11 protein-coding genes are annotated in these 11857 nt (G+C 31.9%); 1 reads left to right on the forward strand and 10 read right to left on the reverse strand.

Annotation, left to right across the window (positions count from 1 at the left end; translation table 11 throughout):
* Positions 1 to 3 precede the first annotated feature (3 nt).
* The 7 genes from H0I32_RS17050 to H0I32_RS17080 all read right to left on the reverse strand — a co-directional run bounded on the left by H0I32_RS17050 (position 4) and on the right by H0I32_RS17080 (position 5214).
* Positions 4 to 621, reverse strand: a complete 618-nt coding sequence (locus H0I32_RS17050; RefSeq protein WP_179313271.1) for a flavin reductase family protein — start codon at positions 619 to 621, stop codon at positions 4 to 6.
* Entirely contained in the window at positions 622 to 1932 is a 1311-nt protein-coding gene (locus H0I32_RS17055) for an ABC1 kinase family protein (RefSeq protein ID WP_173588868.1), read from the reverse strand.
* A 5-nt stretch (positions 1933 to 1937) separates the two neighbouring features.
* Positions 1938 to 2594, reverse strand: coding sequence for a TetR family transcriptional regulator C-terminal domain-containing protein (locus H0I32_RS17060; protein WP_179313270.1), 657 nt, complete (start codon positions 2592 to 2594; stop codon positions 1938 to 1940).
* A 94-nt stretch (positions 2595 to 2688) separates the two neighbouring features.
* Positions 2689 to 3741 (reverse strand): ACR3 family arsenite efflux transporter, encoded by a 1053-nt coding sequence (arsB, locus tag H0I32_RS17065; protein WP_173588866.1) that lies wholly within the window; start codon positions 3739 to 3741, stop codon positions 2689 to 2691.
* 8 nt (positions 3742 to 3749) lie between these two features.
* Positions 3750 to 4361 (reverse strand): low molecular weight phosphatase family protein, encoded by a 612-nt coding sequence (locus tag H0I32_RS17070; protein WP_173588865.1) that lies wholly within the window; start codon positions 4359 to 4361, stop codon positions 3750 to 3752.
* 22 nt (positions 4362 to 4383) lie between these two features.
* Positions 4384 to 4854, reverse strand: a complete 471-nt coding sequence (locus H0I32_RS17075) for a DUF6428 family protein (protein WP_179313269.1) — start codon at positions 4852 to 4854, stop codon at positions 4384 to 4386.
* A 27-nt stretch (positions 4855 to 4881) separates the two neighbouring features.
* Positions 4882 to 5214 (reverse strand): ArsR/SmtB family transcription factor, encoded by a 333-nt coding sequence (locus tag H0I32_RS17080; protein WP_173588863.1) that lies wholly within the window; start codon positions 5212 to 5214, stop codon positions 4882 to 4884.
* Positions 5215 to 5388: 174 nt separating this feature from the next.
* Here H0I32_RS17080 and H0I32_RS17085 point away from each other — a divergent pair, with 174 nt between their 5' ends.
* Positions 5389 to 6234 carry a DUF2911 domain-containing protein gene (locus H0I32_RS17085; protein ID WP_179313268.1) on the forward strand — a complete coding sequence of 282 codons (846 nt, stop codon included), beginning with the start codon at positions 5389 to 5391 and terminating at the stop codon, positions 6232 to 6234.
* 61 nt (positions 6235 to 6295) lie between these two features.
* On the opposite strand, the gene H0I32_RS17090 is transcribed toward H0I32_RS17085, so the two are convergent.
* The 3 genes from H0I32_RS17090 to H0I32_RS17100 all read right to left on the reverse strand — a co-directional run bounded on the left by H0I32_RS17090 (position 6296) and on the right by H0I32_RS17100 (position 11751).
* On the reverse strand, positions 6296 to 7270 hold the full coding sequence (locus tag H0I32_RS17090; protein WP_179313267.1) for a Gfo/Idh/MocA family protein: 975 nt from the start codon (positions 7268 to 7270) through the stop codon (positions 6296 to 6298).
* Positions 7260 to 9077: a sodium:solute symporter gene (locus H0I32_RS17095; protein WP_179313266.1), complete on the reverse strand. Its 1818-nt coding sequence runs from the start codon at positions 9075 to 9077 to the stop codon at positions 7260 to 7262. Before H0I32_RS17095 ends, H0I32_RS17090 begins: the two co-directional genes overlap by 11 nt.
* 154 nt (positions 9078 to 9231) lie before the next feature.
* Complete coding sequence (locus H0I32_RS17100) at positions 9232 to 11751, reverse strand: PIG-L family deacetylase (protein WP_179313265.1); 2520 nt, start codon at positions 11749 to 11751, stop codon at positions 9232 to 9234.
* Positions 11752 to 11857: the final 106 nt, after the last annotated feature.

Consider the following 11857-nt stretch of genomic DNA (forward strand, 5'->3'; position numbering starts at 1 on the left):
AATCTAGCTTTTAGGACGTTGATAGTCTAATCGCGTTTTTAACTTTGGTATGCTGTAACCGTCTAAACCATTTATAGCTGCTATTTTAGCTTTGGCTAAGTTAATAAAACCATCGTTTTCTATCAGATTATCAGTAACATATATTTTTTTAATGGCACCAATAATCAAAATTGTATTATTTGCTTTAATAGGATACTCTTCAACATATTCCATGGCTAATTGCAGTGGTGCACCTTTAACAAAAGGGGCAAAAAAATCACCTTTATATTCTTCTTCTAAATTGGTAACATCAAATTCTGAAATTTCACCATCATATTTAGTAGAAGTATGGTGTGCGTCTTCTAAAATAGCTTCAAAAATTGGGTTGATTGTATAACAACCTGTTGTTTTTAAGTTATGATACGTATTGCGCGTCACTGTTGTTGGTCTCATAAAGAAGCCTAACAACGCAGGATCTGACCCCACATGGGTTACGGAACTAAATACAGCAACATTGGAAATTTCATCTTCACTTTTAGTTCCAATTAGATTGGCAGACTTGTATCCAGAACAACTGTTTATAAGGTTTATTTTATATAAATGTTCTAGTTTGTCAATGTCTTCTTTAGAAAATTCTGCCACTTATAGATTTTTGAAGTTATTGATTTTTACGTTTTCAGCTTTAAGATCAAACATTAAATTATAAAGTCCGAAAAAGGTTCTATTGATATAAATAAAGTGGGTAGAACCTCTATTTCCATTCATATTTTTAAGCTCAGTACTTTTTGAATAGCGTTGTCCCATTTCTGAAATCTGATTAAAGAAATCCGAACTTGAAAAATCAAATTCTTCAACATGAAATGGTTTAGTAAATAAACTTAATAACTCATGAAACATCGCGGTAAAGAAGGTGATTTCTTCTTCAGAATCATCTTTTCGTAATATTTCAAGTTCATAAAGTTTTTCTGTAAACAATTTAGGATTCTGAATACATTCTGGTTCCGCTAATTCAAAATAAGGAATATAGAAGTCTTCCGGAATGGTTTTCATACAACCAAAATCTAAAGCAATTAAGTCTGCGCTATCTGAAATTAAAAAATTACCAGGATGCGGATCTGCATGTACTTTTCTTAGATTGTGAATTTGAAACATGTAAAAATCCCATAAAGCTTGTCCTAATTTGTTAGACTTTTCTTGGTCTGTATTATGTGCTACAAATTCTGAAAGATGTTCCCCTTTCATATAATCCATAGTTATAATGCGCTCAGACGAAAATTCTTCGTAATACTCAGGAAATTTTAAATTCGGAATGTGTTTACAAGCCTCAGCAATTTCTTTACTCTGGGCAATTTCTAAGATGTAATTAGTTTCTTCTGTAAGTTTATTTTCAACTTCTTTGAAGTACTTATCAGAATCTTTTCCTTTAATATTAAACATTTTAATAGCAATAGGTTTTACTAAAGCCAAATCAGAAGCAATACTTTCTGCAACTCCAGGATATTGAATTTTCACAGCAAGTTTTTTCCCATCCTTTTCTGCCATATGGACTTGTCCGATACTGGCAGCGTTTACTGAAGTTGCGTTAAAAGTATCAAATATATCTTCGGGATGTTTTCCGAAATATTTTTTAAATGTTTTTATAACTAATGGTGGTGATAATGGTGGCACAGAAAACTGAGATAAAGAAAATTTTTCTACATAGGCCTGTGGCAATATGCTTTTCTCCATGCTTAGCATCTGTGCAACTTTAAGTGCACTTCCTTTTAATGTTTTAAGACTATCATAGATGTCTTCTGCATTATTTTTATTGAGGCGATTTTTAGCATCTTCTTCAGAATTTACCATTTTATCTCCATAATATTTCAAGTAGTTAACTCCAACTTTTGCTCCTGTAGAAACAAGTTTAGAGGCTCTTGATATTTTTGAAATCGGAATACTGTCTAATGTTTTCATCCTAATTAGTTTTTGTGGATTTTTTCTTTGTATAAAAATTTACCAAAATCAATTAGGCTTTTAATAGGTGTAGTATCTATTAAATCGAAACTAGCGGTTACCGATTTTTCTATAAAAATGTCTGTTTTTTCAAAAGAAGTAGAGGTGTCGTCTAACCAGAATTTAATAGTTATCAACAATTGAAACCATGCAGATTCTTTAAGTGTTTTGTCCTTAATTTTCTCTAATTTTTCTTGTTTAAGATCTAACGTCTTAATATCTAAAGACGTAATGTATTTGTTAAAGCTATGTCTTAAATGTGTAAGTTGTTTTAAAGACTTAAACGGCTGTTTTTCTTTATTTAAAGCGTAAACCACATAACTTCTGTTAGCGGTTAAAACTTCGAAAAAAGTAAAATAAAAACTTAGTAATTTATTGCGGGCATCGAAAGATTGATACTCTTCGCTTTGTTCTAAAACATGTATTGCATTGCTAAAGAAAATTTCGAATATAGATTGCTCTAAAGCTTCAAACGAACTAAAGAATTCGTAGAATGTCTGCTCTTCAAAATTATTGTCTTTAGCAAATGCGTATACTGTTTTTGGATTATGATTGTGAGTTAACACGTAATCCATATAAAATGATATTAAATCAGCTTGCTTAATGTTCTTCTTTTTTGCCATTGTACTTTATTTACAATGTAAAGATAAATAATGTTTAACTATTTTTGATTAAAGTTAAACAAAGTTTAACATATTGAAAAAGAACATTTTTAAACTAAGCCTTTTTAGGTAAATAATACTTTTTACGTAACCAAAAGGAAACACGAACTAAAAGTATAAGTGCTGGTACTTCTACTAATGGACCAACCACGCCAGTAAAGGCCTGACCAGAGTTTAAACCAAATACTGCAATGGCAACAGCAATAGCTAATTCAAAGTTATTACCCGCTGCTGTAAATGCAATTGCTGCATTTTTGTCATAAGTTGCTCCCATAGCTTTACTGACAAAAAAGCCAATAAGAAACATTAAAGAGAAATAAATAAGCATTGGTACGGCAATAATTAAAACATCCATTGGGATTTCTACAATCATTTCACCTTTAAGAGAGAACATTACAACAATTGTAAATAGTAAGGCAATTAATGTCATTGGTGAAATTGTCGGAATAAATTTCTTAGTATACCATTCTTCACCTTTAAGTTTTACTAAAATAACACGAGAAAGAATTCCTAATAAAAATGGAATACCTAAATAAATAGCCACGCTCTCAGCAATTGTTCCTATCGAAATATCAACTATAGCACCTTCAAAACCAAAATAGGGTGGAAGTACGGTAATAAATAGGTAGGCATAAAAACTATAAGCAAATACCTGAAAAATACTGTTTAGAGCAACTAAACCAGCACCGTATTCGCTACTTCCTTCAGCTAAATCATTCCAAACTAAAACCATGGCAATACAACGGGCTAAACCAATTAAGATTAAACCTACCATATATTCAGGATAATCTTGTAAAAAGATAATCGCTAAAAAGAACATTAAAACGGGACCAACAATCCAGTTTAAAACTAAAGAAATGGATAAGACTTTTACGTCTTTAAAAACCTTTGGTAACAAAGCGTAATTCACTTTTGCTAAAGGCGGATACATCATTAAAATAAGTCCTATGGCAATAGGGATATTTGTAGATCCACTGCTGTAAGATTCAATATACGCAGGGAATTCGGGAATAAAATTGCCGATACCAACACCAACTAACATGGCGATAAATATCCATAACGTAAGGTAACTATCTAAAAAGCTTAATTTTTTTTTAATTGCACTCATAATAATTATTATTTAATATTAGAAAAGACATATTTCATTTCAGTAGCAATTTGAAGACTACGTTCATTATATTTCTCTAATTGTTGTGGTGTATTATCAAAGGCTTTTGGGTCTTCATATGTAATAGGAATACGTTTTTCAGCACCAGAAATAAACGGGCAACCTTTATCTGCACTAGAACAGGTCATAATAGCAGCAAACTCTGAAGTTGGGTTAAATTCTGAAGTAATCGTTTTTGAAAAACATATCACCGGATGTGAATTTTCTGCGTATTTAATACTGTAAACAGGATTGTTTCCTGTTGAAAGTGTATGCACTTCAAAACCTGTGTTTTCTAAAGTTTTAGCAGCAACAGGAAATAAAGCTGTAGCCTCTGTACCTGCAGAATAACAGAATACATTATTGATTTCGTAATATTTAGCAGCAACTTGTGCCCATACTTGAGACAAATGACTTCTGCGTGAATTGTGCGTGCAAATAAAATCTAAATTAACTGACTTTTTTGCTGCTACTTTACTTTGAATAAAGTCTACAAGTGGTTGCAAAATAGTTTTACGTTCAGCTGAAATAGAATCCATATCTAAGGCTTCTATTTGATTCTTTATATTTTGGTATAGCATGATATTTTCTAAAATTTAAGAATTAACAACATCCAGAGCCTGGTTCACAAGACGAAGCATCATTTTGTAAATTTGAAAATTTAAGTTTTGGTTTTTGCTCAGGAATGCCACATTTATCTTTTGCTAAACAATCTGTAAGCTTGCTAGTTAATAAAAAGTTTGTACCGTCAAAATCTAAACCGTATTTTCCAATAGTATCACTTTGGTATTCTACTTCGATTTCTAAGTCTTCAATGTTTAAGACCTTCTCAGAAAGCTCAATAATGCTTAATAATTTTTCAGGATGTAAGCGGTGATCATAATCATCTGCTTCCCATAATTGAAAGTTAGCGACGTTTTCAGACCTTACAGTTCCACCACAATCAATAAAGTTTTTGGTTATTTTACCGACTTCAGTAACATGAAAATGATTTGGAACTAAAGTTCCGTTTGGTAATTCAAACGCGATAGTTTCTAACGATCTTAATTTTGATTTAATTTCTGAAAGTTTCATATTTATATTTACTTTTTTAATTATTATTTAGCAACAATTGCCATTATCGTTTAAATCTTGATCCAGAAAAACATGCAATATGCTTTTCATTTTAGTCCAATTTTCTTTATTTATACAATAACAAACACTTGTGCCTTCAATATTTCCTTTAATAAGGCCTGTTTTTTTTAATTCCTTTAAATGTTGAGAAATTGTGGGTTGTGCTAGACCAATTTCATTAACAAGATCTCCGCAGATACAAGAATCTGTTTTAAATAAATATTGAAGAATTGCAATTCTTGCTGGATGACCAAAGACTTTAGCAATGCTAGAAATTTCATTTTGATCTGGTGAAAAAATTTCGGATTTAGTAACTCCCATAATTTTAATGTATTATTATATTGCAATATTACGATTAATGAGTGATATTACAATTATTAATGATTAAAAACTTGTATTAAATAATTGTTAATTGATTTTAAGGAATCCTTAACATATACATTTTTATGAAGTTGTAATTTTACGATTCATAAAACAACTATAACACAATTAAAAATGAAGAAATTAGTACTTTTTACATTTGCTTTAACTTTGATGTTTTCAGTGAATGCACAAATTGAAACTCCACAACCGAGTCCTTTTACTAAAATAGAGCAGAAGGTAGGTTTAACAGACATTACGTTAGAATATTCGCGTCCAAGCATGAATGGAAGAACCATTTTTGGCGATTTAGTACCTTACGGTAAAGTTTGGAGAGTTGGAGCAAATAAGAATACAATAATTACATTTAGTGATGCTGTAGTTGTTGGAGGTCAAGAATTAAAAGCAGGTGCTTACGCCATTTTTATTACACCTTCTAAAACATCTTGGGATGTTGTTTTTTACAGCGACACTAATAATTGGGGAACACCAAAAACAATTGAAGCTTCTAAAGTTGCTGCTAAAGTGACTATAGAGACAATGGAATTACCAATGAATGTTGAGACTTTTACAATTACTTTTGATAACCTTACTAGTGGTTCTGCTGAATTAGGTTTTATTTGGGAAAACACTATGGCTAACTTAAAATTTGAAGTACCAACAGATAAAACTGTTACTGCTGCTATTGAAAAAGTAATGTCAGGACCATCTGCTGGTGATTATTACGCTGCTGCTGTGTATAATTTAGGTGAAGGTAAAGATTTGGAAAAAGCAAAAGAATGGATGGATAAAGCAATGTCTATGACTAAAGATCCTAAATTTTATCAATTAAGAAAACAATCTTTATTATATGCTGCTTTAGGGGATAAAAAGAATGCTATTGCTGCAGCAAAAAAATCTTTAGCTAAATCGGAAGCTGCAGGAAATGCGGATTACGTAAAAATGAATAAAGATTCTTTAAAAGAATGGGGAGCTAAGTAATTATTTTTAGATTTCAGAATATATAATAAAAGCGCAACTGTATCAGTTGCGCTTTTTGTTTTTAATAATTTAAACCAATTAGCTGTCGAATAGTATCTAAAGTGCTAATGAGCTGTTTACTTTTATCAAAAGTCATAATGTCACTTTCAGTCTTGCCAGTTCTAATAAGTTGATTAAAATGCTCTATTTCATAGCTGTACCCAATTGTTTTACAATCAAAAGTTTTTGTTACCGAATTCCCTTCTTTGTCTGTTAATACAACAGTTGAAGGTTGATGAAAACGACCATTAATTTTAATCGTTCCGCGTTCACAGTGAAATAAAGCTTCGGTATTTGTTTGCGCTAATAATGTACTTTTTAAATTCGCTTTTGCATCTGAATAATTGAATACAACCTCACATTCTGAATCTGCTCCTGAATCGAAAAATTGTGCTTCTGCTTCAATAGAATCAGGTTTTCCTAAAGTTGATAAAGCCGCAAAAACAGGATAAATGCCGATATCTAATAAACTGCCGCCTCCTACAGATTTATCGAAAACTCTTGAGGTTTCGTTATATGTAGGATGAAAACCAAAATCAGCTTCAAGCGTAGTAAGATTTCCAAAATGTTTACTTTTAATTAACTCTAAAACATATTGATAATGTGGAAGAAAATGTGTCCACATGGCTTCCATTAATAAAGTCTTTTTTTGTTTTGAAAGCTGAATCATGGCTTCAACTTCTTCTAAATTCATTGCGAATGGCTTTTCGCATAACACAGGTTTTTGCTGATTTAAGCACAATATGGTATGCTCCTTATGAAAACTGTGTGGTGTGGCTATATAAATAGCATCAATATTAGGATCTAAAACTAAATCCTCATAACTACCATAAGCAATATTTGCGTTAAAATTTTCTTTAAAAGCTTCAGCCTTTTCTATATTTCGTGAAGCAATGGCATAAAAATTACAATTAGAAACTGTATTTAAGTCCGTAGCAAATTTAGTTGCAATTTTACCTGCACCTATTATTCCCCAATTAATGATTTTAGATTTCAATAGTCGTTTTTTTAGGTGTCATGATTTGTAATAGGTTAGCGATAAAAATAACAACAACACAGCCAAATAAATTGAGCCACAGATAAGGCATCCAATCAAAATACCAACCAATAACAACGATAGCTTGAGTTATTAATGCACCAACAAATACAGCATTTCCTTTAATGTATTTAAAGAAGAAAGCTAGTAAAAAGATACCTAAAACATTACCATAGAATATAGAACCTATAATATTTACAAGCTGAATTAAGTTTTCAGCCAAATCAGCAAAACATGCAATAATAATGGCTACGATTCCCCAACCTAAAGTAAACCACTTGGTCATTTTTACCATATGGTCATCGTCCTTTTCTTCTTTTGTATTTCTACCATACAAATCAATAGAGGTAATGGTTGCTAAAGCATTAATTTCTGAGGCCGTAGAAGACATCGCTGCCGATAAAATAACAGCTAATAACAAACCAATTAATCCCGTAGGCAATTGATTTAATATAAAGCGAATAAACATATAATCTCTATCATTGGTCTGCGTATCCTTTGCAGCATCTTTATAAAGTGAAGTTAGAGCTGCTGATTTTGCTAGGTAAACTTCACTTTTAGGATTCTTTTCTAAAGCTTTAACTTCAGAATTAAGAGAATTATATGCCGAAGTATATTCTGGGTCAATTGCTTTTTTTATTAAAAACTTAGACTCTAAACGGTATGTTTTTTCAATACTATCTAACTGAAATAAGTCTTTTTTAATACTTGAATCTTTTGTCTTGGATAGGGCTAAACTTAATTCCTGTTTTTTATTAAATAAAATGGTTTGTTTATCTTGAAGTGCTCTGTAGTCATCACCGTATTGGGAAGCCAAAACGGTTTCTGTAGATTTGTCTATAAAGTTTAAAGGAGAAGGACTAAATTGATAAAAGACAAATACCATAACACCAACTAATAAGATAAAAAACTGCATTGGTACCTTAAATAAGCCGTTGAAGAGTAAGCCCATTTGCATTTCTTTCATTGATTTACCCGAAAGATAGCGCTGTACTTGACTTTGGTCAGTTCCGAAATAAGAAAGCATTAAAAATGTACCACCAATTAAACCTGTCCAAACGGTATATCTATTCTCTAAATCGAATGAAAAATCTAAGATTTCCATTTTACCAGAAGCGCCAGCAATATCAATAGCATCTTTAAATGAAACTTCTTCAGGAATTAAATTTACAATGATAAATAAGGCCGCAATCATACCACCAAAAATGACAAACATTTGCTGTTTTTGAGTGACAGTAACGGCTTTAGTTCCACCAGAAACGGTATAAATAATTACTAACACACCAATAATAATATTAAGCGTTACAATATTCCATCCTAAAACTACAGAAAGAATAATTGCAGGTGCAAAAATGGTAATTCCAGCAGCTAATCCACGTTGAATTAAAAATAGAATCGCTGTAAGACTTCGAGTTTTTAAATCGAAACGATTTTCTAAAAACTCGTAAGCAGTGTAAACTTTAAGACGATGATAAAGCGGGATAAAAACCAAACAAATAATTACCATGGCAATAGGCAGTCCAAAATAAAATTGTACAAATCCCATTCCATCAGAAAACGCCTGCCCTGTTGTAGATAGAAATGTAATTGCACTCGCTTGGGTTGCCATCACGGATAAACCGATAGTCCACCATTGTGAGGTATTACCACCTTTTATATAATCTTGAGCATTTTTTCGTCCTCTTGTTTTCCATGTTCCATAACCAACAATAGTAGCAAGTGTCGCTATTAAAACCGTCCAATCAATCCAATCTAAAGTCTGTGTCATAAATTAAGAGAATGAAGCTGTTATAAAGTAGAATATTATAATATAAAGTACATTAGCTAATAGTACAGCTGTGTACATATGGCTCCATTTTTGTTTAGGCTCTGGTCGGTTTTGGTTATCCATTCAGTTCTGTTTAAGCGGTTTTAGTTTTGTTTTATTTTTTAAGACTGATAGTGTCTTCTTTTTCAGCAGAAAGTAAGTTAGCAAAAAGACGGTAAGCACCAGAAACTCCTGCAGGAAATTCTCTAAAGAAACTTAAACCTGTATAGATATAGTTTCCTTTGCCATATTTTGCGACTAATAGTGATCCTTTTTTAGATTTTTCACCTTTATCATGTGCAGCGAGTAGGGGGGTAAATTCTTTAGACCATTCATTTGGAAAATATAAACCACGTTCTTGTACCCAACCTTCAAAATCTTGAGATGTTATTTTGTTTGGATAATTAAGAATAGGATGATTTGGTTCTAAAATTTTAACTTCTGCGTTTTCGTCAGTAACACGATCTCTAGATAATTTTAAATTATAAGGTGCTAAATTATCAATTTTAATACCTCTGCTTGTATTGTATTGCACCACTAAATTTCCACCTTCTTTAACATATTCTAATAAGAATTTTTGTTTGAATTTTAAATCTTCAATAATATTATACGCTCTAATACCAACAACAATAGCATCAAAAATAGCAAGGTTTTCTGGTGATATTTGTTCGGGCTTAATAATGGTAACGTTGTAACCGATTTGTCTTAAACTTTCTGGTACAACATCTCCTGCACCTTCAATATAACCAATATTATTACCGCGTTTTTCAATATTTAGTCTTACCACTTTACTTTCGCTAGGTATTAATACCGTTTGAAAAGGTATATGTGCATAATCGATCTCTATTAATTCATCGGTATAAAATTGCCCATCAATATTAACCATTGGTGAGATTAAACCTTCACTCTGATTTTTAGGTGGAATAACGGTGAAAACAACCTTTTGGATATCTCCTTTGTTTGCAATTTCAATCTTTTGCTTTTCAGGAAAAATACTCCAGCCTTTAGGGTAAGCCATTTGTACGTAACCACTAAGATTATTTTTACCAGCTTTTACAGTAACTTCAATTTCTTTTTGTTGATCATTTTCAAAAATAAATACCTTATCACTAATACTTGCAGATACGATTGGTATGATTTCGAACGGTCGGTATAATTCGCCCTTATCTGGTTTAGAATAGCGATAAACAACAGGCTTTTTAAAACTGATAGGTGTACCTTCAATTAATAAGTTGAAATCTACAAAAATAGCTCTTGGTGTTTCTGGTAAACCTATTAATTTTTGATCTTCAACGTGGTACATTCCTAATGAAGCCTCTTTGTTTAACCAATAAGGCGTTGTATAATCACTATTTTGAGGAATAGTGATACGTTCTTCAAAATTTAATTTTTGATTATTTTTTAGAGTTATTTTTTTAGAAGTCCCGTTTTGTAATGTTGATAAATGATAAGATAGCAATTCGATTTTTGAAGTACTTCGGTTTATAACTTCCATGTCTAAAGTTACCTCAGAGTTTGGTGCTGCATTTGGACTTTTAGCTGAAACTTCTAAATATAAACCTGCACAAGGTTCTATGATTTCTTTTAATTCTTTAGATTTAACCGTTTTCCAATGTTCGTCTTTTAAATTTTGAACCAGCTTGTAAGCTTCTAATAACTGTGGTAAATGTGATGCTGGATTTTTAAAATTGAAATTAGTTTCAACAGATTTTAATAACGTTTCAATGGCTTGTCCGCCTTCAACACGATTCCATGATGTATCGATACCTTCAAAAATATTTTCACTTCCGTTTAAGTCATCTCCTTTTAAAAATTCTATATATTCTTCTTGTGTACCGCGCTGTGTTAAACGACCAAAACCTTGGCAAAGGTGTTGACTGCTCGCTAAAGCTGCGACCTCATTGTTAGACATGCCTTTGCTAGGGTAATAAACCCCAACATCAAAATTAAGCATGTTACTTTTATCTAGTTTATCAAATTTTTCTTGACTTCCATAACGCCACCAAGAGGTGTTGTAAAACAAACGCTTTGGTTGCCAAATTTCTGTATCCGTTAATTGTGATTTGTATTTAGAAGGATCATTAGCCAAATCAAAAGCTTCTACGCTTAACATGGCAGAAGTAGTATGATGACCATGTGTTGTACCTGGTGTTCTGTGATCGAAACGATTGATAATAACATCGGGTTTAAACTCTCTAATAGCCCAAACAACATCTGCTAAAACTTCATCTTTATTCCAAATTTCTAAGGTTTCATCGGGATGTTTTGAATACCCAAAATCATTAGCTCTAGTAAAGCGTTGTTCGCCTCCATCAACACGTCTAGCGGCTAATAATTCTTGAGTTCTTATTACTCCTAAAAGTTCTCTAATTTCTGGACCAATAAGATTTTGACCTCCATCTCCTCGTGTTAATGATAAATACGCTGTACGTGCCTTAACTTCATTAGACATGTAAGAAATAAGACGTGTATTCTCATCATCGGGATGTGCGGCAATATAAAGTACAGAGCCTAAAACATTCAGTTTTTGAACGGCTTCGTAAATTTCTGAGGACTTAAGTTTTTTGGGTTGTTGCGCTTGTAAGGATACAATTGTACTTATAAAAAGCAGTAGACAGAGTCTAATTTGGAACATGAGGCTATTAGTTAGTTGGATTCCAAATATAGCCAAGTTTGATACTTTTAGACTTTGTTTTAGATTTTTTTAACGTTGCGTTAATTTTAAGAAATCCTTATATTCT

This window comes from Winogradskyella sp. HaHa_3_26 (assembly GCF_019278425.1).
In the GTDB taxonomy this organism is placed as follows: Bacteria; Bacteroidota; Bacteroidia; order Flavobacteriales; family Flavobacteriaceae; genus Winogradskyella; species Winogradskyella undariae.

Bases quoted from the DNA above. Each gene is read 5' to 3' on its own strand.
- arsB (WP_173588866.1), bottom strand. From the start codon at position 3,741: ATGAGTGCAATTAAAAAAAAATTAAGCTTTTTAGATAGTTACCTTACG.
- H0I32_RS17095 (WP_179313266.1), bottom strand. From the start codon at position 9,077: ATGACACAGACTTTAGATTGGATTGATTGGACGGTTTTAATAGCGACA.
- H0I32_RS17070 (WP_173588865.1), bottom strand. From the start codon at position 4,361: ATGCTATACCAAAATATAAAGAATCAAATAGAAGCCTTAGATATGGAT.
- H0I32_RS17055 (WP_173588868.1), bottom strand. From the start codon at position 1,932: ATGAAAACATTAGACAGTATTCCGATTTCAAAAATATCAAGAGCCTCT.
- H0I32_RS17060 (WP_179313270.1), bottom strand. From the start codon at position 2,594: ATGGCAAAAAAGAAGAACATTAAGCAAGCTGATTTAATATCATTTTAT.
- H0I32_RS17100 (WP_179313265.1), bottom strand. From the start codon at position 11,751: ATGTTCCAAATTAGACTCTGTCTACTGCTTTTTATAAGTACAATTGTA.
- H0I32_RS17075 (WP_179313269.1), bottom strand. From the start codon at position 4,854: ATGAAACTTTCAGAAATTAAATCAAAATTAAGATCGTTAGAAACTATC.
- H0I32_RS17080 (WP_173588863.1), bottom strand. From the start codon at position 5,214: ATGGGAGTTACTAAATCCGAAATTTTTTCACCAGATCAAAATGAAATT.
- H0I32_RS17085 (WP_179313268.1), top strand. From the start codon at position 5,389: ATGAAGAAATTAGTACTTTTTACATTTGCTTTAACTTTGATGTTTTCA.